The sequence below is a fragment of the Streptomyces sp. NPDC005728 genome, assembly GCF_040630895.1.
GTDB lineage: Bacteria > Actinomycetota > Actinomycetes > Streptomycetales > Streptomycetaceae > Streptomyces.
The window spans coordinates 1-20,572 of the sequence record NZ_JBEXYL010000053.1 but is presented as its reverse complement, the minus strand read 5'-3'; the positions used below and the strand labels follow the sequence as shown (position 1 = coordinate 20,572).

Sequence of the window (20,572 nt, the reverse complement as noted above, 5' to 3'; positions counted from 1 at the left end):
CCCCGGCCGCGTCCACCCCGCGCCCCGCACCTCACCCTGTCCCACCGCTCAGCCACGGGGCATCACGGGTCCCTCGCCACCCGGATAGGTGAACGTATCCGGCCCTCGCCGCCCGCCCCGCCTTCCTTGCAGCGGCCGCCCCGACCCCCGTACAAGATCCCCACCAGCGAGTTACCGCCCGGTACGTTCCGGGCCCGCCGAACGGGGACCCCCATGAACAAGGTCATGAGCCGCACCGCCCAGCCCCGCCCGCACCACCGCCCTCCGACCCGCCGCGACTCCCGCCGTCCGGGCAGCACGCCACCCCGCAATCCCGTCCACGGGAGGGCCGCTACGACGCCGACGGCGGCCGTGAGGCAGCCACGCCCCACCGACGTCTTCGCCGACCGTCTGCTGGCCGTCCTCAGCGGCCAGCGCCCCGTCCACTGGATGCTCCGGCACACGGCAGGCCCCGCCTACGACAATCTCGCCCGCCTCGCCGAGCGGGGCCTCCTGCGCACCCGTGGCACCCGCCCCGTCGTCCACGACATCGGCTACTACGTCGCCCGCGCCGGAGCCCTGGAGGTCTTCGCCCGCATCGCCGCCGGCAACCAGCTGCGCGCCATGGCCTTCCGCCTGGAACAGGGCCCGGACCACCGCTGGCGCTGCACGGCAGTGGAACTGGAAGGCGCCAGGCCCCCGCACACTTCCGAGGACTAGCCCACCGGAAGAACCTGCGTAGCTGCACTCCCCCGTGCCCACGCAAAAGGGCCGGGCCCCCGAAGGAGACCCGGCCCGAAAGCAACGGCTAAGCCACCGCAGCTCACTTCTTGCGGCGACGCCCGCCCTTGGCCTGCCGACGCCGCTCAGCCCGCGTCAGCCCGTCCGACTCGGAGCGCACCGGCTCGTCGTCCTCGAGGTCGCGCTCCACGATGCCGCCCTCGCCGTCCACGGTCGGCGCGGAGAAGTGCAGTTCCCGGCGCTGCGGAACATCCAGGCCCTTGGCCCGGATCTCCGGACGCGCGCCCGCCTGCGCCGGCACGGTGTCCTGGACACCCTCCGGCACCGGCTGGGCCTCCTCGACCGGAACCTCCTCGACCTGCTGCTCGACCTGGACCTCCAGGTTGAACAGGTAGCCGACGGACTCCTCCTTGATGCCCTCCATCATGGCGGTGAACATGTCGAAGCCCTCGCGCTGGTACTCGACCAGCGGGTCCTTCTGCGCCATCGCGCGCAGGCCGATGCCCTCCTGGAGGTAGTCCATCTCGTAGAGGTGCTCGCGCCACTTGCGGTCGAGGACCGACAGCACGACCCGCCGCTCCAGCTCCCGCATGATCTCGGAGCCGAGCTGCGTCTCGCGCGTCCCGTACTGCTCGCGGATGTCGTCCTTGATGGACTCGGAGATGAACTCGGCGGTCAGACCTGCCCGGTCACCGGCTGCCTCCTCCAACTCCTCGATGGTGACCTTCACCGGGTAGAGCTGCTTGAAGGCACCCCACAGCCGGTCCAGGTCCCAGTCCTCGGGGAAGCCCTCGGCGGTCTCCGCACCGATGTACGCGTCGATGGTGTCGTCCATGAAGTGCTGCACCTGCTCGTGCAGGTCCTCGCCTTCCAGGACGCGGCGGCGCTCGCCGTAGATGACCTCGCGCTGCCGGTTGAGCACCTCGTCGTACTTCAGAACGTTCTTACGGGTCTCGAAGTTCTGCTGCTCGACCTGCGACTGCGCGGACGCGATCGCGCGCGTGACCATCTTGTTCTCGATCGGCACATCGTCCGGCACGTTCGCCATCGACATCACGCGCTCGACCATCTGGGCCTTGAACAGGCGCATCAGGTCGTCGCCCAGCGACAGGTAGAAGCGGGACTCACCCGGGTCACCCTGACGGCCGGAGCGACCGCGCAGCTGGTTGTCGATACGACGCGACTCATGCCGCTCGGTGCCCAGCACGTACAGCCCGCCGAGGTCCTTGACCTCCTCGAACTCGGCCTTGACCGCCTGCTCGGCCTTCTCCAGAGCGGCGGGCAGTGCCTGCGCCCACTCCTCGATGTGCTCCTCGGGGTCGAGGCCGTGCTGACGCAGCTCGGCCTCCGCGAGGTCGTCGGGGTTGCCGCCGAGCTTGATGTCCGTACCACGGCCGGCCATGTTGGTGGCCACGGTCACGGCGCCCTTGCGGCCGGCCTGGGCGACGATCGACGCCTCACGCTCATGGTGCTTGGCGTTCAGCACCTCGTGCTGGATGCCGCGCTTGGAGAGCTGCTGCGAGAGGTACTCCGACTTCTCGACGGACGTCGTGCCGACGAGAATCGGCTGGCCCTTCTCGTGCTTCTCGGCGATGTCGTCGACGACCGCCTCGAACTTCGCGACCTCGGTGCGGTAGATCAGGTCCGACTGGTCCTTGCGGACCATCGGCCTGTTCGTCGGGATCGGGACCACGCCGAGCTTGTAGATCTGGTGGAACTCGGCGGCCTCGGTCATCGCCGTACCGGTCATGCCGGAGAGCTTGCCGTAGAGGCGGAAGAAGTTCTGCAGGGTGATCGTGGCGAGGGTCTGGTTCTCGTCCTTGATGTCCACCCCTTCCTTCGCCTCGATCGCCTGGTGCATGCCCTCGTTGTAGCGGCGGCCGGCGAGGATACGGCCGGTGTGCTCGTCGACGATCATGACCTCGCCGTCGATGACGACGTAGTCCTTGTCCTTCTTGAAGAGTTCCTTGGCCTTGATGGCGTTGTTCAGGTAACCCACGAGCGGGGTGTTCACCGACTCGTAGAGGTTGTCGATGCCCAGCCAGTCCTCGACCTTGGAGACACCGGCCTCGTGGATGGCGACCGTGCGCTTCTTCTCGTCGACGTCGTAGTCGCCGGTCTCCTCGAGGCCCTTGAGCGGGTTGCCCGCCTCGCCCTTCTTCAGGCGCGTGACCAGCTTGGAGAAGTCGCCGTACCACTTGGTGGCCTGGTCGGCCGGGCCGGAGATGATCAGCGGCGTCCGGGCCTCGTCGACCAGGATGGAGTCGACCTCGTCGACGATGGCGAAGTTGTGGCCGCGCTGCACCAGCTCGTCCTTGGACCACGCCATGTTGTCGCGCAGGTAGTCGAAGCCGAACTCGTTGTTCGTGCCGTACGTGATGTCGCACTCGTACTGCTCGCGGCGCTGGGCCGGCGTCATGTTGGCCAGGATGCAGCCGACGTTCAGGCCCAGGAACTTGTGGACGCGGCCCATCATCTCGGAGTCGCGCTCGGCCAGGTAGTCGTTGACCGTGATCAGGTGGACGCCCTCTCCGGAGAGGGCGTTCAGGTACGCGGGCAGCGTGCCGACGAGGGTCTTGCCCTCACCGGTCTTCATCTCGGCCACATAGCCGAGGTGGAGGGCGGCGCCACCCATCAGCTGCACGTCGTAGTGCCGCTGGCCGAGGACGCGCTTGGCGGCCTCCCGGACGGTGGCGAACGCCTCGGGGAGCAGGTCGTCCAGGCTCTCACCGTCGGCGTACCGCTGCTTGTACTCGTCGGTGAGAGCCCGCAGCTCGGCGTCGGAGAGGTCGACGAAGTCCTCTTCGATGGAGTTGACCTGGTCCGCGATGCGGTGCAGCTTGCGCAGGATCTTGCCTTCGCCTGCACGCATGATCTTCGAGAGGACGGACACGGGGGCTGGTCTCCTTGCCGGTCGGGCCTGGGACGGTCGGTTTTCCTTTGGACATACTGAGCAACGGCCATCGTATGCGAGGACCCGGCCGCGCCGGGAGGCCTGGCGGCTCGACGGCTGCTTCACTCGGTCAAACGGGCGGGGCGCACGGATAGTGCCGCGTCGGCGCAAGGAATTGCGCGAATCGTGATCACTCGCTCACGCACCGCGAAAAACCCTGGCGGCGCACCGGCCACCCGCGCAGAATCGGCCGATGGAACCCGTCACGCTCGCCACCGAACGCCTCGTGCTGCGCACCGTCGGCCCGGACGACACCGAAGCGGTGTACGCGGCCGCCCAGGACCCCGACATGCAGCGCTGGATCTCCCAGTTCCCGTCGCCCTATCTCCGCGAGCACGCCGAGAGCTTCACCGGGCAGACGGTGCCCGACGGCTGGGCGCACGACTCGATGTACACCTTCGGCGTGTTCCTGGCCCGAGGAGAGCTGGCGGGGATGCTCGGCATCACGATGCGTGCGCTGGGTGTCGGCGAGGTCGGCTTCTGGGCCGTCAAGGAGCACCGTGGCCGCGGCTACATCACCGAGGCCACCCTCGCCGCTGCCCGCTGGGCCTTCACCGTGCTGTCCGTCGACCGTCTGGAGTGGCGTGCGGAGGTCGGCAACGGCCCCTCGCGCGCGGTGGCCGAGCGCGCCGGTTTCACCGTCGAGGGCACCCTGCGCTCGGCCATCAACAACAACGGAGTGCGCCGGGACTGCTGGGTCGGCTCCCTGCTCCCGTCGGACCTGAGCCTGCCGTCGACAGCACCGTACCTGCCCGCCCGGACCTGACCCCATCCGGACGAAACCCCAGGTCATCCGCCATTGTCAGTGCCACCCTCTATCGTCCGACGCATGACGACCCTTCCGCGTCCCACCACCAGCCTCACCGCGGACGACGCCCGCCGTATCGCCCTGCGGGCCCAAGGCTTCCTGGGGGCGCCCGACCGGCGGGCCGGTGTTCGCGGGGTGCTCCGCCACCTCGGCGCGGTCCAGCTGGACACCATCTCGGTCCTGGCCCGCTCCCACGAACTGATTCCGTACGCCCGCCTCGGCTCGGTCGGCCGCAAGACCGTCGAGGCCGCCTACTGGAAGGACACTCACGCCTTCGAGTACTGGTCGCACGCGGCGTGCATCCTCCCGGTCGAGGAGTGGCCCCACTTCGCGTTCCGCCGTCGCGCCTACCGCAACCGCCCCCACTGGAACCACGAGCTTCCCGACGGCGCCTACGACCAGGTCGTCAAGCAGCTGCGCGCGGAAGGCCCCCTGACGGCCACGGAGTTGGGCGGTGCGAAGAAGACCAACGACTGGTGGGACTGGTCCGGCACCAAGGTCGCCGTCGAGCGCGCGCTGATGTACGGCGAGGTGGTGTGCGTCGAGCGCCGCGGCTGGAAGCGGGTGTACGACCTCGCCGAGCGCGCGATCCCGGACACGCTGCTGCACGACGACCTGGACGACACCGAGTGCGTGCGCCGTCTGGTCCGGCTGGCCGGTGAGTCCCTCGGGGTCGGCACGCGCGCGGACATCGCGGACTACCACCGTCTCAAGGGCGAACAGGTCGACGCGGTGATCGCCGACTCGGGTCTGGTGCCGGTCGAGGTGGCGGGCTGGTCCAAGCCGGCCTGGGCGGACCCTGAGGCGCTCGCCGCACCGCCGCGCGGCCGTCACCGCACCACACTGCTGTCCCCGTTCGACTCCCTGATCTGGGAGCGTGCGCGCACGGAGCGGATCTTCGGTTTCACCCACCGTCTGGAGGCCTACGTCCCCAAGCCGAAGCGGGTCTACGGCTACTTCGCGATGCCGGTCCTGGCCGGCGGCCTGCTGGTCGGCCGAGTCGACCCGGCCCGCGAGGGCCACACCCTGGTGGCCAAGCAGGTCACCCTGGACGGGCCGAAGGCGGTCCCTGCGGTGGCGCAGGCTCTGGTCGAGGCGGCGACCTGGGTGAACTGCACGGACGTCCGCGTGGAACGCGTGGACGCACCCGAACTCCGCGAGCCCCTCACCCGGGAACTCGCCACCCTCATCGGCTAGGCCGCCCTAGGCCTAGCGGATCTCGAGGATCTTCTCCCGCATCGCGTAGACCACCGCTTCCATCCTGGAGTGCAACTGCAGCTTCTCCAGGATGTTGCGGACGTGGTTCTTCACGGTGTTCTCGGAGATGAACAGCTCCTTCGCGATGTCCCGGTTGTTCATCCCGGTGGCGACGAGCTTGAGGACCTCCAGCTCGCGATCGGTCAGCCGCGGCGCGGGCACCAGCCGGCGTTCGTCGGTGCGCTGGATCATCGACTTGAACTCGGTGAGCAGTTTGGACGCCATGGACGGGCTGATCTGCGACTGCCCGTCGGCCACCGCGCGAATGGCGGTGGCCACCTCGTCCGTGGAGATCTCCTTGAGGAGATATCCGGTCGCGCCCGCCTTGATGGCGTCGTAGAGGTCGGCCTCCTCGTCGCTGATCGTCAGCATGATGATCTTTGCGCTGGGCGCGACCTCCTTGATGGAGGTGCAGGCCTCGATCCCGCCGCGCTTGGGCATCCGTACGTCCATCAGCACGATGTCGGGCAGCAGGTCCGCTGCCTTGTCGACGGCTTCGGCGCCGTCGCCCGCCTCGCCGACGACCTGGATGTCCTCCTCGGCCGCGAGCACGATCTCCAGGCCACGGCGGAAGAGGGCGTGGTCGTCCACGACCAGGACTCTGATCGGCTCCTTGCGCGAGGAGCCCGGGTCCGGGCCTGTGCCGATGACACCGTCGTCGGCGTCAGCGTCTCGCATCGGTCCGAAGGTGTCCGCCATCGTTCCTCCCCCTGAAGGCTGTGGCCTGTGGTTCTGTGCCATCGCCAACCCAAGGCAGCGGCCCACCGGTTGGGCCGGTCCGGCCATGATTTCATGCCTGGACGACACCGAGGTGACGAGCGGGGCGCGAACTGGTCGCACACCGGTGCCCCTGGGGGCGCACACGCGCTTCCAGGGGCACAGGCTCAGCTTCGGCCGGGTGGATCAGCCACCCAGCGTGCCCCCTGCCGCCGGGGGCTGCGCCTCAGTGACCATCGGGTCCGTGCTGAGGTGGATGACGCCGTAGTCGTAGGCGTGTCGCCGGTAGACGACGCTCGGTTCCTTGGTCTCCGAGTCGACGAACAGGTAGAAGTCGTGGCCGACCAGTTCCATCTCGTAGAGGGCCTGGTCGAGGCTCATCGGGGAGGCGACGTGGGTCTTCTCGCGGACGATCAGGGGACCTTCGCCCTTGACCTCCAGCGAGCCGATCTTCTTGGTCGGCACTCCGTCCGTCTCGTCCTCGTGGACGGGGAGGCCGTTGCCGTTGAGCGTCGCCGCGCCCGGGACGTGGTCGGGAACCTCGGCCGCCGAGATCCGACGTGCGCCGCGGCGCGAGAAACGCTTGTCGTGCTGCTTGCGCAGCCGAGCGTCCAGCTTCTCCGCCGCCAGGTCGAGTGCCGCGTACGGATCGCTGGCCGCTGCCTCCGCCCGGATCACCGGGCCGCGGGAGCGGAGCGTGATCTCCACTCGGTCGCACCGGTCGGCTTGACGGGGGTTGGGCTCCTTGGACACCTCGACGTCGAGGCTGATCACCTTGCCGTCGAGCTTCTGGATCTTCTCCAGCTTCAGCTTCTCGGCCACGTGCTTGCGGAACCGCTCGGGCACCTCGGTCTTGCGGCCCTTGACGACGATGTCCACGCAGAACTCCGTTCCCGGATCGCTCCGCTCCAGCGGCGGAGCGTCTCCCTTTTGCACCAGGTTCCGGTGAGCCCCGGAACCTCGGACTCGGTGACTTCCACCTCCTCCTCCCCCATGGGCAAGATCTCCACCCCGAGGCCGCGGATGATTCGGAAAACCCGCAGCACAGCACTCGGATATGAGAGGTGCGGCCTGCGCCTTTCCTCACAACCGAACATATCTCGCCCGGACGGATGTCGTCACCCTCTACTGCGGCGTACCTCCGTTCAGGTGAATTAACCCTCTCACTACCTGCAACGATGCACGTGCAGGCTCAGTTCCTGCCTATTTCGAAAGAATCCCACGGAGCAGCGATCACGGCCGCATGGAGCACCTCTCCGATGGCGTTCGGCACCGTCTTTTCCGGTGCACCATGCACCCACTTCTCTCTCCCCGACCGTACTCCGATCCGTCGTTCCCCCCTTCCTTCCCGAGAAGCGGCCTCATACACGGTCGTACCCCCATCACGGCGGAATCCAGCTCCCTCCCGCAGGGCCCGCGCCGCCTCCGCAAGGCTCGCGCCGGTCGTCATCAGGTCGTCGACGACCACGACCCGGCCCCCGCCGAGCAGCCGGACCCCGCCCGCCGTCACCTCCAGCGCGCCCGCGAGGTTCTCCAGGCGCTGCCGGGCGTCCAGCCCCGCCTGGTCGGCCACGGCCCGCCGCTGCCGCAGCACGGCGGCCACCCGGGCCGGTGTCCCGGTGCGCCGCAGCTCCCCGGCCGCCGCGAGTGCCATGCGGCGCACCGGATCGTGCCCGCGTGCCCGCACGGCCCACCGGGCGGAGGGCACAGGGACGAGCACCACGGCCCCTGGCGCCTGCCGTCCCGCCACGGCACCTGGCCCCCGACCGCCCGCCGCCGCGTCATCGAGCCCCAGCTGTCCCATCGGCAGGCCATCGGGCCCCAGCCGTCCGGCCCGTACGCCATCGGGCCCGCCGGGCCGGAGGCTCGCGCGTACGGCCCCCGCCAAGGCCGTGCCCAGGGGCCTCGCGAGCGCCAGGGCACCCCGCTCCTTGTGGGCGAGAAGGAGCGCCCGCACCTCACCCGCGTACGCGGCCGCCGCGTGCACCACCGGCAGCCCGGCCGGCTCCGGGACCGGCCGAACCCGCCGCGGCGCGGCTCCGCCCAGGGCCCTGCGGCACCGCGGACACAGCTCCGTACGAAGTGCCCCGCAGCCTGCGCACTCGGCCGGCAGCACCAGGTCGGTGAGGTCCTGCCACCACCTCCGCATGCCCACCACTGTGCCAACCCCCGGGACGACCGACCACCCCTGTGGAAAACGCCCTGTGGATACCCCGGAAGAACGCTCGTGGCTCATCACCCACACGGGTGACAGCGATGCGGACATCCCGCCCGGGCCTCCCGGCCTCGGACAGGCTCAGCCCGGATAGACCGGTGCCGTCCCGTCCTTGTCCACCTTCTGCCACTGAGCCCCGGACGGCAGTCGTACGATCCCGTCCTCCGAGTAGGCCACCAACGGCACCCGTTCGTCCTCGGACGCGGCGATCGCCTTGACACCGGACAGGGCGGCGGGCGCCGGACCGTCCAGCGTGGAGCCGTCGACCTGGACGTACCGCATCTGATGCACGCCCCCCTGCTCCAGGCCGACCACGACGAGCCGGCTGTCCCCGGCCCAGGACATGGCGGTGACCTGCTCCAGGTCAGGGGCGGACGAGCGCAGTTCGACGACCGCGGGACGCGCCCCCGACCTGTCCCCGCGCTCGATCCGGCCGAGGAGCAGCGACTGCTTGTCGTCCTTCTCCACGACCAGCGCCACCCGCACCCCGTCGGCGGCCACCCGCACGTCCTGGATGCGTCCGGCCAGGTCCGGGATGGTCACCTCCACCGGCTTGCCGAAGCCCTGGTCCAGGACGTACAGCTTCGGATGGCGTGGGTCGCGGTCAGCCACCCACAGGTCGCCGCGGGCGTCCCAGCTCGGCGTGGTCAGCCGGTCGGTCGCGGTCGCCCCATGGCTGGTGACCACCGCATCCCCGGGCGAGCCGCCGGTCGCCAGCGAGGTCACGTACAGCCCCCTGCCGTCGGCGCCGACCCCGGCCACGGTGTGCTCGTCCCGTGAGACGGCCACCGACTGCAGCTCCCTCTGGCCCTCCCCGAGCGGGCCCGGCACCGGAACGGCGCTGGTCCCGGCGCTCCCGGTCGGCAACCGCACCAGCCGGTGCTTACCGTCGAGGAAGTACAGGTACTCGGGGCGCTGCGCCGAGGCGTGCCAGGCGGCGGACTCGGCACGCTCCTCGGTGAGGTCGCACAGCCGGTGTCCGCCGGGCCCCTGCAGTTCGACCGACTCCAGCGTCGGCGTCAGGTTCCGCAGCGTGAACAGCAGTTGGGTCGCCATCTCCGTGCACTTGGCAGCCCCGACCCGGGCAGCCTTGGAGTTCAGCGGGACCGTCAGCCGGTTCTGGTCGTCCGGCGTCAGCCCCGGCACGTCCTTCTGCAGGGCCGTTCCGGTCGGGAAGCTGGACCTGACCACCGGCCCGAGCCAGCTGGTGGGCCCGCTCAGCAGCGACCGCACCACCTGGGTCATCGGGTCCACCTTGCCGCGGACGAACACCGGGTCGGCGACCGCGATCGGCTGCCCGGTGGCCCTGACGGTCGTGGTGGAGGCGAAGTAGTACTTGTTGACGGACGTGTAGTTGCGCTGGAAGTCCGACTTGGCCATGACGACGCCCTGGGGCAGCGAATCGATGCGCCACTGCCCGCTCTTCGCGTCCTTCGTGAGGTGCACCTTGTTGCGGTACGACCCGTCGGCGGGCGCGTACGCCTGCTGTCCGTCGACGGTGGCCACCTTGTTGCCCGTCAGCACGAAGGTGAGACTGTCGGTCGGCTCTCGGCCGGCGGGCTGGTGGTCGTCGGTCACGATGCTCGGCCCGTTCGCGAGGACGGTGGCCGACTGTTCCGGCTGCCACACGCGCGCGGCGTCGGCGGTCAGATACTTGCGCGCGGTGTCGTACTGCGGATCGTCGCTGGTCAGTGCCTCCAGAAAGCCCTGCATGATCTCGCCGGGCTGGGCGTCGTCGGCGGGCGGCATGGCGAACACGCGCACCCCGGTGTCCTGCCGTGGCGTGGACTCGACGTCCCGCAGGTCTCCGCTGTCGGGCATCGAGGCGCACCCGGCCAGCAGGACGACCCCGCAGGCCGCGTAGGCCACCGCGCGTCCCGGCCTGCGCCGGACGCCCCCCTCGCGGTCAGCGCCCACGAAATGCCTCCCCTGGCTCGGTCGAGTCCTTCGGCCCGGCCGGATCCGGACGGCCTGCGTCTGTGTCGGGTGCCGGACCGGCCGCGGGCCTGTCGTCGGGGCGCCGAGCACCGCCGGTGGGCCGGGGGACCACGCGTGCGCCGTTGCCGTTGCCGGGCAGGGCGGTCGGGTCGGCAGCGGGGGTGACGGCGGCCAGGCGCGGGGCGATCGGGGCGCGCGCCGGCAGCGGCGGTCCCTGACCGCCGCCCGGCTGCACCGGAACGGTCGCCCGCTTCTCCTCGCCCCCTCGGGGCAGGCCGGCGTCGTCGAGTCCGCGGTTGCGCCGCGAGTCCTTGGGCTCCAGCGGTATCGGCGAGCCGCGCAACGGTTCGTCCGCGGTCCGCGGCAGCGTCAGCCGGAACTGGGAGCCGCCTCCCGGCTCGCCCCAGGCCTGGAGCCAGCCGCCGTGCAGCCGGGCGTCCTCCAGGGCGATCGACAGCCCGAGGCCCGTACCGCCGGTCGTACGCGCGCGTGCCGGGTCGGCCCGCCAGAAGCGGCTGAAGACCCGGGTCGCCTCGCCGGGCTTGAGCCCGACGCCGTAGTCGCGCACCGCGATGGCGACCGCGCCTCCCGCGGAGGCGAGCTTGACGACGACGTCCTTGCCCTCGCCGTGCTCGACGGCGTTGACGACGAGATTGCGCAGTACGCGCTCCACCCGCCGGGCGTCGGCCTCGGCGACCACGGGCTGCTGGTCGCCGATGACGCGCATGTGGGTCCCCTTGCGCTCGGCGAGCGGCTCCGCCCCGCCGACCACGCGCCGCACGACCTCCCTGAGGTCTATCGGTTCGGCCTCCAGCGCCGCCGCGCCCGCGTCGAAGCGGCTGATCTCCAGCAGGTCCGCGAGCAGCGACTCGAACCGGTCCAGCTGGTCGGCGAGCAGTTCGGCCGAGCGCGCGGTCACCGGATCGAAGTCCTCACGCGCCTCGTGGATGACGTCGGCGGCCATGCGCACGGTCGTCAGCGGCGTCCGCAGCTCGTGCGACACGTCCGAGACGAACCGCCGCTGCATCCGCGAGAGGTCCTCCAGCTGCTGGATCTTCAGCTGGAGGTTCTGCGCCATCTTGTTGAAGGCCTCGCCGAGCCGCGCGATGTCGTCCTCGCCGGTGACCTTCATCCGCTCCTGCAGCCGCCCGGCGGACAGCCGCTCCGCGATCCCGGCCGCCATCCGCACCGGCGTGACGACCTGCCGCACCACGAGCCAGGCGATGGCACCCAGGAGTACGACGACGAAGAGCCCGGCGGTCGCGAGCGTGCCCTTGACCAGGCTGAGGGACTTCTCCTCCTGCGTGAGCGGGAAGAGGTAGTACAGCTCGTACGGGTGCCCGTTGGGGTCGTTGACCTGCTTGCCGATGACCAGCGCCGGCTGGGACTCCTTGCCGTTGTAGTAGACGATCCGCGTGTAGTTCTGAGCGGCCGTCGTACTGCTGTTGATCCGGTCGCGCAGGTCTGCGGGCACGCTGGAGGAGGGGTTGACGTTTCCGGAGCCGCGGGGGCTGCGCCCGCCGCCGCTGTCGTCGCCCACGGGCAGCGTCACGACGTCGAAGGCGCCGGCGCCGCCGCTGGAGAGCGACTCGACGAGGTCACTCATCCACTGGATGACGTTCTGCGACTGCCGTCCGTCGGCCGTGGCGGTGCCGTCACCGCCGCCGGTACCCGCGCCCGTGCCGCTGGCGGCCTCGTCGGCCTTCTGCTTGGCCACCGCGAACCCGCCGGTGGCCTGGCTCTGCGACGCCTTCACCTTTGCGTCCAACAGGCCGTTGCGCACCTGCCCGATCACGACGAATCCCAGCAGCAGAACGACGCCCAGGGACATCAGCAGGGTCGTGGCGACGACCCGCAGCTGGATGTTCCGCCGCCACAGCCGCATCACGGGCAGCAGCGGACGGCGGACCCAGCGCATGAACAGGCGGACGACCGGGCTGCCCTGGACCCCGCCCTGCAGCAACCCGCCCTCGAAGAGGCGTCCCCAGCGCGAACCCGCCGCCGTCCGGCCGACGGACCGCCCCGGACGGGCCCCGGACGCGCCGGGGGCCGAAGCGGTCCTGTCCCCGGACATGTCAGCTCGGTCCGGCCTTGTAACCGACACCACGGACGGTCACCACGATCTCCGGCCGCTCCGGGTCCTTCTCGACCTTGGAGCGCAGCCGCTGAACGTGCACGTTGACCAGGCGGGTGTCGGCGGCGTGCCGGTAGCCCCACACCTGCTCCAGGAGCACCTCACGCGTGAACACCTGCCACGGCTTGCGCGCGAGCGCGACCAGCAGGTCGAACTCCAGGGGGGTCAGCGCGATCGACTGCCCCTCCCGCTTCACCGAGTGCCCGGCCACGTCGATCACCAGGTCACCGATGGTGAGCTGCTCCGGCGCCGGCTCCTCCGACCTCCTGAGCCGCGCCCGGATCCGGGCCACCAGCTCCTTCGGCTTGAACGGCTTGACGATGTAGTCGTCGGCGCCCGACTCCAGGCCCACGACGACATCGACGGTGTCGCTCTTGGCCGTGAGCATCACGATCGGCACCCCGGACTCCGCCCTGATCAGGCGGCACACCTCGATACCGTCCCGGCCGGGCAGCATCAGGTCCAGCAGCACCAGGTCGGGCTTGGTCTCACGGAAAGCGGCCAGCGCCTTGTCGCCGTCGGCTACGAAAGACGGCTCAAAACCTTCACCACGCAGCACGATGCCGAGCATCTCGGCCAGTGCGGTGTCGTCGTCGACGACAAGGACTCGTCCCTTCATAAACGACATCATCCCATTCTCGTAACAGTGACAGAGGCGCTGGTGAGCGAGGTCACTGGCCGGTGACGATAGTCGTACGGGGCCGTCACTGTCTGCCCCTGAGAGTCGGGGCCCGCCGATGCTGTCGGTGACCGCCCTGCCGCGCTACGTCGGTTGTCGCCCCATGGGTCCGGGGCCCATGACTAGCCTGTCGTCACCTGACGCGACCGCGCACACAGCTCCGCGAGCGCCTCGGCCGTCACCGGCGAAACGGCTCCCTCCTCGGTGACGATCGCCGTCACCAGCTCGGGAGGCGTCACGTCGAACGCCGGGTTGTAGGCCTGGGTCCCCAGGGGCGCCACCGGAATCCCGCCTCCTGCTCCCGTCGCCGCCCCCTGGGGTGTTGTGACCTCGGTCACTTCGAAGCCGGGGCGCTGCTCGACCTCGATGGACGCGCCGTCCGGCGTCTGCGGATCCACCGTCGTCACCGGCGCCACCACTATGAACGGCACATGGTGGTAGCGCGCGAGCACGGCGAGCGGATAGCTCCCCACCTTGTTCGCCACCGAACCGTCGGCCGCGATCCGGTCCGCCCCGATCAGCACCGCATCCACCTGACCCGCCGCGAACAGCGAACCGGCCGCGTTGTCGGTGAGCAAGGTGTAGGCCATGCCGTGGCGAGCCGCCTCGTACGCCGTCAGGCGGGCCCCCTGCAGCAGCGGACGCGTCTCGTCCACCCATAGCCGCCGCAGCCGCCCCTCCCGGTGCGCGGCGAGAGCCACCGCGAACGCCGTCCCCTCCCCGCCCGACACCAGCGATCCGCTGTTGCAGTGGGTCAGGATCCGCTGCCCGCCACCCGGCAGCAGCTCGTCCAGCAGCGCCAGGCCGTGTGCGGCCATCCGGGTGCTGGCCTCGGCATCCTCCCGGTGCAGCGTCCGCGCCGCGGCCAGAGCCGCGGTCGCCGCCGCACCGGAGTCGCCGGTCCTGGCCAGCTCCGCGTGGTAGGCGGACTCGGCCCTGCGCACCCCGACGGAGAGGTTCACCGCGGTGGGCCGGGCACCCTCGAGCGCCCGCGCGGCCTCCTCGACCTCGAAGCCCCGCGCGGCGGCGAGCGCGACGCCGTACGCACCCGCGATCCCGAGCAGCGGCGCACCGCGCACGGCGAGCGAACGGATCGCCTCCACCAGCGCCGACGCGTCCGTGCACACCAGCTCGACCTCCTCGGCAGGCAACCTCGTCTGATCGAGAAGGACCACTACGGGACCTTCGGGTGGTTCCTCCCATCGGATCACGGGGATCTCGGTCGGCCGCTTGTCCTCGCCGGATTGCGCGTGCTGATCAGCCATGCGGTCAGTCTGCCCCGTATCCGGCGGACAATTGAAGGAGTGCAGCCCCTACCGCGGCCGGTCATGCGATGACCACCCCATGGCACGATGTCTGCCAACCTGCCGTCGCGACCGCGGACGGGCACCGTGAAGGAGCTTCGATGACAGACACTCCGGGCTGGGCCTCGCCCGGATCCGACCCGTCGTCCGACGGGCGGGAACCCGGCGCGTCCGGCCCCGCCGGGCCCGCCGACCGTCCTGGCCCCGCCGAACCGGCCGCACAGCCTGGCATAGACCCACAGGGCCCAGGCACGAAGTGGTCCAACGAGCAGCCCCCGCCCGGTCAGTGGTCCGCGCCCACGGGCCCGCCGAGCCCCGGCCAGGCCCCGCCGCCCCCACCGCCCGGCCCGGGCTGGGGCGGCGTGCAGCCCGGCGGGCAGGTAGGCGGCCCGTACGGCGGTCCTCCCGGCGGCCACGGCGGTTACGGCACCCCCGGTGGCTACGGGGCCTGGGGCGGCGGCTGGGGCGGCCCCCCGCCTGCGGCCAAGCCCGGCGTCATCCCCCTGCGCCCGCTCGGTGTCGGCGAGATCCTCGACGGCGCCGTCTCCACCATGCGCACCTACTGGCGCACGGTCCTCGGTATCTCGCTCACGGTCGCGGTCCTCACCGAGCTGAGCGTGATCCTCCTCCAGGGCTTCCTGCTGAACGACAGCGAGACCACCGACGCCCTCAACGACCCCAGCGCCTCGGCGAGCGAGGTACTCCGGGCCTTCGGCGCGCTCATGGCCGGCGCCGGTGTCGTCGCCGTGATCACCGTCGTCGGCACCATCATCGCGACCGCCCTGCTCACGACGGTCACCAGCCGCGCCGTGCTCGGCAAGCCGGTCAGCGCCGGCGAGGCCTGGCGGGACGCCCGCCCGCAGGTGCCGAAGCTGTTCGGTCTGCTCATCCTGCTGGGCCTCATCTCCGTCGGCGTCGTGCTCTGCGGCGCCCTCCCCGGCATCATCGTCGCCGTCGCCGGCGGAAACGAGGGAGCCAGCATCGCGCTGCTCGTCCTCGGCATCCTCGCTGCCGTCGTCGTCGCGGTGTGGCTGGCGATCCGCTTCTCCCTGGCCTCGCCCGCGCTGATGCTGGAGCGGCAGAGCATCGTGAAGTCGATGGGCCGCTCCGTGAAGCTGGTGCGCGGCTCCTGGTGGCGCGTCCTCGGCATCCAGCTGCTCGCCGGGATCATCGCCAACATCGTCTCGTCGCTCGTCGTGATCCCCTTCGCCCTCATCGCGGCCGCCGTCAGCGGCGACGGCACGGCGAGCTTGTTCGCCGCCGACGCCCAGAACCCCGGCTGGACCTTCCTGATCATCAGCGGCATCGGCTCGGTGATCGGCTCCATGCTCACGCTCCCGATCAACGCGGGCGTCACCGTGCTCCTGTACATCGACCAGCGCATCCGCCGCGAGGCCCTCGACCTCGAACTGGCCCGCGCCGCCGGCGTCCAGGGCTACGGCACCGGTGCCCCCGGCCCCGTCCCCGGGAGCTGATGCGGTGAGCCTGACGGGGGGAGTTCTCACGGCGGCACCGGCCCTGCCGGGCCCCGCCGGATCGGCCGTACGAGGACTGCTGGGCGCGGCGCACACCACCGTCCTGGCAGTCGGCGGCTCGGGCGACGAGCCGCCCGTGACCATTCCGCGCGATCCCGCGCGGGAAGCGGCGCGCCGTGAGCTGTCCAAGCGGATGTACCACGAGAACGACCCCAGCCTGATCCAGCGCGCCCTGAACGCCTTCTGGGACTGGCTGGACAGGCTGTTCAGCACGGCCGCATCGGCGACACCCGGCGGCACACTCGGCCTGCTCGTCGTGGTCCTGTTCATCGTCGCCGTCCTGGCTGCCCTGTGGTGGCGCCTGGGCACCCCGCGCCGCCAACCGGTCTCCGCGGCGGCCCTGTTCGAGGACCGCCCGCGCAGCGCCGCCGAGCACCGCGCGGCCAGCGAGGCACACGCTGCCCAGGGCCACTGGAACCAGGCCGTCCAGGAACGCATGCGGGCCATCGTCCGCTCCCTGGAGGAGCGGACCCTGCTCGACGTCCGGCCCGGCCGCACCGCCGACGAAGCGGCCGCCGAGGCCGGCCGCACCCTCCCCGCCCACACGGACCGACTGGGCTCCGCCGCCCGGGAGTTCGACGACGTCACATACGGCGGACGCAGGGCGAGCGAGCAGTCGTACCGGCGCATCGCCGAACTCGACCGCGACCTGGAGCGCAGCCGGCCGACACTCACGAGCAGCGCCACCAGCACGGCCCACCACACCGACCAGGGGGCCGCCGAATGACCGCCGAGGCCACGCTGCCCACCACCTCGGCGTCGCCCAGCGCCCGCCAGGTGTGGACCCGCGCGCGGGGCATCGTCCTCGCCGTCGTGCTGATCTTGGTCGCGGCCATCGCGATCGCCGCCGTCCGCTCCCAGGCCCGGCACGGCGAACTCGACCCGCGTTCCGCCGACCCCTATGGCAGCCGCGCCGTCTCCGAACTCCTCGCCGACCGGGGCGTGTCCACGCGCGTGGTCACCTCGCTCGACGCGGCACGCGCCGCCGCCGGACCAGACACCACGCTCCTCGTCGCCGCCCCCGACCTCCTGACCCCCCGTCAACAGACCAGGCTGCACTCGGCGACGGCGGAAGCCGGCGGCCGCACCGTCCTCGTCGCCGCCGGCAGCTCGTCCGTCGAGCGACTCGCACCCGGTGTCACCGCGGACCCCGCCACCAGCTTCGACTCGACGCTCGCCCCCGACTGCACCCTGCCCGAGGCCCGGCGCGCGGGCAGCGCCGACACCGGTGGCATCCGCTACACCACCACCCACCTCAATGCCGACTCCTGCTACCTCAGCCAGCGCCTCGCCACCCTGCTGCGCCTCCCGGCGGCCTCCGGAGGCGGCGACACCGTCGTGCTCGGCGCGCCCGACATCCTCTTCAACAAGCGCCTCGACAAGCAGGGCAACGCCTCGCTCTCCCTCCAACTCCTCGGCTCCCGCCCCCATCTGGTCTGGTACCTCCCCTCGCTCTCCGACACCTCCGCCGCCGGCACCGGCGAACGGAAGAGCTTCCTGGACCTGCTTCCCTCGGGCTGGCTCTGGGGCACCCTGCAGTTGTTCATCGCCGCAGTTCTCGCCGCCTTCTGGCGGGCACGCCGGTTCGGCCCCCTCGTGCCCGAAAAACTCCCCGTCGCGATCCGCGCCTCCGAAACCGTCGAAGGCCGCGCTCGCCTCTACCGCAAGGCCAACGCCCGCGACCGCGCGGCCGCCGCTCTTCGCTCCACCACCCGCACGCGCCTCGCCCCCCTCGTCGGCGTCCCCGTAGCCCAGGCGCACGCGCCCGAAGCCCTGCTCCCCGCCCTGTCCACCCACCTCCACGGCGACGGACAGACCCTGCACCCGCTCCTCTTCGGACCGCCGCCCGGCGACGACGCGGCCCTGATCGCCCTCACCGACCAACTCGACACCCTCGAAAGAGAGGTACGCCGTCCATGATGGACCCGACCACTGACAACGCCGGGAACACCGGGGGCTCGGCCGCCGCGCGGGCCTCTCTGGAAGCCCTGCGCGCCGAGATCGCCAAAGCCGTGGTCGGCCAGGACCCCGCCGTGACCGGACTCGTCGTCGCCCTCCTGTGCCGCGGGCACGTTCTCCTCGAAGGAGTTCCCGGCGTCGCCAAGACGTTGCTCGTCCGCACGCTCGCATCCGCACTCGAACTCGACACCAAACGCGTCCAGTTCACCCCGGACCTGATGCCGAGCGACGTCACCGGCTCCCTCGTCTACGACACCCGCACCGCCGAGTTCTCCTTCCAGCCGGGTCCGGTCTTCACCAACCTCCTCCTCGCGGACGAGATCAACCGCACTCCGCCCAAGACCCAGTCGTCCCTGTTGGAGGCCATGGAGGAACGCCAGGTCACGGTCGACGGCACCCCGCGCCCGCTCCCAGAGCCGTTCCTGGTCGCCGCGACCCAGAACCCCGTCGAGTACGAGGGCACATACCCCCTCCCCGAGGCCCAACTGGACCGTTTCCTCCTCAAGCTGACGATCCCTCTGCCCGCGCGCCAGGACGAGATCGACATCCTCACCCGCCACGCCTCGGGCTTCGACCCGCGCGATCTGCACGCAGCCGGTGTTCGCCCTGTCGCCGGTCCGGCCGACCTCGACGCGGCCCGCACCGCGGTCGCCAAGACGACCGTCTCTCCCGAGATCACCGCCTACGTGGTGGACATCTGCCGCGCCACCCGCGAGTCGCCGTCCCTCACCCTCGGCGTCTCCCCGCGCGGTGCCACCGCCCTGCTGTCCACCTCCCGGGCCTGGGCCTGGCTGACGGGCCGCGACTACGTCATCCCCGACGACGTGAAGGCCCTCGCCCTGCCCACCCTGCGCCACCGGGTCCAGCTGCGCCCCGAGGCCGAGATGGAGGGCGTGACCGCGGACTCCGTCATCAATGCCGTCCTGGCCCACGTCCCGGTCCCCCGCTGATGGCGCTCACCGGACGCGCCGCCCTGCTCGCGGCCCTCGGCTCGATCCCCGTCGGCATCCTGGAACCCGGCTGGACGGGCATCCTCGCGGTCAACGCTCCCCTGGCCCTGGCCTGCGCCTGCGATGCCGCGCTCGCGGCACCCGTACGACGGCTCGTCCTGTCCCGCTCCGGCGACACGTCCGCACGTCTCGGCGAGAGTGCCGATGTCACGCTCACGATCACGAACCCGTCCCGCCGTCTTCTGCGGGCCCGCCTGCGTGACGCGTGGCCACCCAGCAGCTGGCAGCCGGGCACCGAGATCGAGGGCTCCCGCCACCGCGTCACGATCCCGGCCGGCGAACGCCGGCGCGTGACGACCCGGCTGCGCCCCACCCGCCGCGGCGACCGTCAGGCCGACCGCGTGACGATCCGCTCCTACGGCCCCCTCGGGCTCTTCTCCCGCCAGGGCACCCACAACGTTCCCTGGACGGTACGCGTCCTGCCGCCGTTCACCAGCCGCAAGCACCTGCCGTCGAGACTCGCGCGACTGCGTGAACTCGACGGCCGCACCAGCGTGCTCACCCGCGGCGAGGGCACCGAGTTCGACAGCCTGCGCGAGTACGTCCCCGGCGACGACACCCGCTCGATCGACTGGCGCGCCACTGCCCGCCAGTCCACGGTGGCCGTCCGCACCTGGCGCCCCGAACGGGACCGCCACATCCTCGTGGTTCTCGACACCGGCCGCACCTCGGCCGGCCGCGTGGGCGACATCCCACGTCTGGACGCCTCCCTGGACGCGGCCCTGCTCCTCGCGGCTCTGGCGTCCCGCGCCGGTGACCGCGTGGACCTGCTGGCCTACGACCGCCGGGTCCGTGCCCTGGTCCAGGGCCGGTCTGCCGGCGATGTCCTGCCGTCCCTGGTGAACGCGATGGCGACGCTGGAGCCGGAACTCGTGGAGACCGACGCCCGCGGCCTCACAGCGACGGCCCTGCGTACGGCCCCTCGACGTTCTCTGATCGTGCTGCTCACGACACTCGACGCAGCACCGGTGGAGCAGGGCCTGCTGCCCGTGCTCCCGCAGCTCACTCAGCGCCACACCGTCCTCGTCGCTTCTGTTGCCGACCCGCACGTCGCACAGATGGCGCAGGCCCGGGGGAACGCCGAGGCGGTGTACGAGGCCGCAGCGGCCGCTCAAGCACAGAGCGAACGTCAACGCACGGCGGAACAGCTCCGTCGTCATGGAGTGACGGTCGTGGACGCTACGCCGGACGAGCTGGCCCCGGCCCTGGCGGATGCGTACCTCGCTCTGAAGGCGGCCGGCCGACTCTGAATCGAATCCGCCTGCCGCCCCCTCGGGGCGGATATATCCCCGGAACGCAGAAAACCCCCGCATCTTTCGATGCGGGGGTTTTCCCAAATTTTG

General features: G+C 71.1%; 16 protein-coding genes. 8 read left to right on the top strand and 8 right to left on the bottom strand.

Annotation, left to right across the window (positions count from 1 at the left end):
• Nucleotides 1–213: 213 nt before the first annotated feature.
• Nucleotides 214–699, top strand: coding sequence for an Rv3235 family protein (locus tag ABZ471_RS29715; protein WP_359070638.1), 486 nt, complete (start codon nt 214–216; stop codon nt 697–699).
• A gap of 103 nt (nt 700–802) precedes the next feature.
• On the opposite strand, the gene secA is transcribed toward ABZ471_RS29715, so the two are convergent.
• Nucleotides 803–3,613, bottom strand: a complete 2,811-nt coding sequence (secA, locus tag ABZ471_RS29710) for a preprotein translocase subunit SecA (protein WP_359070636.1) — start codon at nt 3,611–3,613, stop codon at nt 803–805.
• Between the two features lie 253 nt (nt 3,614–3,866).
• Here secA and ABZ471_RS29705 point away from each other — a divergent pair, with 253 nt between their 5' ends.
• Both ABZ471_RS29705 and ABZ471_RS29700 read left to right on the top strand, forming a co-directional pair.
• On the top strand, nt 3,867–4,439 hold the full coding sequence (locus tag ABZ471_RS29705) for a GNAT family protein (RefSeq protein WP_359070634.1): 573 nt from the start codon (nt 3,867–3,869) through the stop codon (nt 4,437–4,439).
• 63 nt (nt 4,440–4,502) lie between these two features.
• Nucleotides 4,503–5,678 carry a crosslink repair DNA glycosylase YcaQ family protein gene (locus tag ABZ471_RS29700; protein ID WP_359070632.1) on the top strand — a complete coding sequence of 392 codons (1,176 nt, stop codon included), beginning with the start codon at nt 4,503–4,505 and terminating at the stop codon, nt 5,676–5,678.
• A gap of 12 nt (nt 5,679–5,690) precedes the next feature.
• Here ABZ471_RS29700 and ABZ471_RS29695 read toward each other — a convergent pair whose 3' ends face one another.
• The 7 genes from ABZ471_RS29695 to mtnA all read right to left on the bottom strand — a co-directional run bounded on the left by ABZ471_RS29695 (nt 5,691) and on the right by mtnA (nt 14,686).
• On the bottom strand, nt 5,691–6,437 hold the full coding sequence (locus ABZ471_RS29695; RefSeq protein ID WP_359070630.1) for a response regulator transcription factor: 747 nt from the start codon (nt 6,435–6,437) through the stop codon (nt 5,691–5,693).
• Nucleotides 6,438–6,641: 204 nt separating this feature from the next.
• Nucleotides 6,642–7,367, bottom strand: coding sequence for a ribosome-associated translation inhibitor RaiA (gene raiA / locus ABZ471_RS29690; protein ID WP_359070684.1), 726 nt, complete (start codon nt 7,365–7,367; stop codon nt 6,642–6,644).
• Nucleotides 7,368–7,647: 280 nt separating this feature from the next.
• Nucleotides 7,648–8,604 carry a ComF family protein gene (locus ABZ471_RS29685; protein ID WP_359070628.1) on the bottom strand — a complete coding sequence of 319 codons (957 nt, stop codon included), beginning with the start codon at nt 8,602–8,604 and terminating at the stop codon, nt 7,648–7,650.
• Between the two features lie 147 nt (nt 8,605–8,751).
• On the bottom strand, nt 8,752–10,587 hold the full coding sequence (locus ABZ471_RS29680) for an LpqB family beta-propeller domain-containing protein (RefSeq protein WP_359070626.1): 1,836 nt from the start codon (nt 10,585–10,587) through the stop codon (nt 8,752–8,754).
• Nucleotides 10,577–12,682: an MtrAB system histidine kinase MtrB gene (gene mtrB, locus ABZ471_RS29675; protein ID WP_359070624.1), complete on the bottom strand. Its 2,106-nt coding sequence runs from the start codon at nt 12,680–12,682 to the stop codon at nt 10,577–10,579. Before mtrB ends, ABZ471_RS29680 begins: the two co-directional genes overlap by 11 nt.
• A 1-nt stretch (nt 12,683) precedes the next feature.
• Complete coding sequence (mtrA, locus tag ABZ471_RS29670; RefSeq protein ID WP_220784158.1) at nt 12,684–13,373, bottom strand: two-component system response regulator MtrA; 690 nt, start codon at nt 13,371–13,373, stop codon at nt 12,684–12,686.
• A 170-nt stretch (nt 13,374–13,543) separates the two neighbouring features.
• Entirely contained in the window at nt 13,544–14,686 is a 1,143-nt protein-coding gene (gene mtnA / locus ABZ471_RS29665; protein WP_359070623.1) for an S-methyl-5-thioribose-1-phosphate isomerase, read from the bottom strand.
• Between the two features lie 140 nt (nt 14,687–14,826).
• On the opposite strand from mtnA, the gene ABZ471_RS29660 reads away from it, so the two are divergent.
• Genes ABZ471_RS29660 through ABZ471_RS29640 form a run of 5 tightly spaced genes read left to right on the top strand, consistent with a single transcriptional unit; the run spans nt 14,827 to nt 20,479 of the window.
• Complete coding sequence (locus ABZ471_RS29660) at nt 14,827–16,200, top strand: glycerophosphoryl diester phosphodiesterase membrane domain-containing protein (RefSeq protein ID WP_359070622.1); 1,374 nt, start codon at nt 14,827–14,829, stop codon at nt 16,198–16,200.
• 4 nt (nt 16,201–16,204) lie between these two features.
• Nucleotides 16,205–16,987: a DUF4129 domain-containing protein gene (locus tag ABZ471_RS29655; RefSeq protein ID WP_359070621.1), complete on the top strand. Its 783-nt coding sequence runs from the start codon at nt 16,205–16,207 to the stop codon at nt 16,985–16,987.
• Nucleotides 16,984–18,180: a DUF4350 domain-containing protein gene (locus tag ABZ471_RS29650; RefSeq protein ID WP_359070619.1), complete on the top strand. Its 1,197-nt coding sequence runs from the start codon at nt 16,984–16,986 to the stop codon at nt 18,178–18,180. The genes ABZ471_RS29655 and ABZ471_RS29650 overlap by 4 nt, the downstream gene beginning before the upstream one ends.
• Nucleotides 18,180–19,169 (top strand): MoxR family ATPase, encoded by a 990-nt coding sequence (locus ABZ471_RS29645; protein ID WP_359070682.1) that lies wholly within the window; start codon nt 18,180–18,182, stop codon nt 19,167–19,169. The genes ABZ471_RS29650 and ABZ471_RS29645 overlap by 1 nt, the downstream gene beginning before the upstream one ends.
• Nucleotides 19,169–20,479, top strand: a complete 1,311-nt coding sequence (locus ABZ471_RS29640) for a DUF58 domain-containing protein (RefSeq protein ID WP_359070618.1) — start codon at nt 19,169–19,171, stop codon at nt 20,477–20,479. Before ABZ471_RS29645 ends, ABZ471_RS29640 begins: the two co-directional genes overlap by 1 nt.
• The last annotated feature ends 93 nt before the right edge of the window (nt 20,480–20,572 follow it).

Excerpts from the sequence above, each read along its gene's own strand:
- mtnA (WP_359070623.1), bottom strand. The coding sequence starts at position 14,686 with ATGGCTGATCAGCACGCGCAATCCGGCGAGGACAAGCGGCCGACCGAG.
- ABZ471_RS29715 (WP_359070638.1), top strand. The coding sequence starts at position 214 with ATGAACAAGGTCATGAGCCGCACCGCCCAGCCCCGCCCGCACCACCGC.
- ABZ471_RS29645 (WP_359070682.1), top strand. The coding sequence starts at position 18,180 with ATGGACCCGACCACTGACAACGCCGGGAACACCGGGGGCTCGGCCGCC.
- ABZ471_RS29685 (WP_359070628.1), bottom strand. The coding sequence starts at position 8,604 with ATGCGGAGGTGGTGGCAGGACCTCACCGACCTGGTGCTGCCGGCCGAG.
- ABZ471_RS29650 (WP_359070619.1), top strand. The coding sequence starts at position 16,984 with ATGACCGCCGAGGCCACGCTGCCCACCACCTCGGCGTCGCCCAGCGCC.
- mtrB (WP_359070624.1), bottom strand. The coding sequence starts at position 12,682 with ATGTCCGGGGACAGGACCGCTTCGGCCCCCGGCGCGTCCGGGGCCCGT.
- mtrA (WP_220784158.1), bottom strand. The coding sequence starts at position 13,373 with ATGATGTCGTTTATGAAGGGACGAGTCCTTGTCGTCGACGACGACACC.
- ABZ471_RS29695 (WP_359070630.1), bottom strand. The coding sequence starts at position 6,437 with ATGGCGGACACCTTCGGACCGATGCGAGACGCTGACGCCGACGACGGT.
- ABZ471_RS29640 (WP_359070618.1), top strand. The coding sequence starts at position 19,169 with ATGGCGCTCACCGGACGCGCCGCCCTGCTCGCGGCCCTCGGCTCGATC.
- ABZ471_RS29700 (WP_359070632.1), top strand. The coding sequence starts at position 4,503 with ATGACGACCCTTCCGCGTCCCACCACCAGCCTCACCGCGGACGACGCC.
- ABZ471_RS29705 (WP_359070634.1), top strand. The coding sequence starts at position 3,867 with ATGGAACCCGTCACGCTCGCCACCGAACGCCTCGTGCTGCGCACCGTC.
- ABZ471_RS29660 (WP_359070622.1), top strand. The coding sequence starts at position 14,827 with ATGACAGACACTCCGGGCTGGGCCTCGCCCGGATCCGACCCGTCGTCC.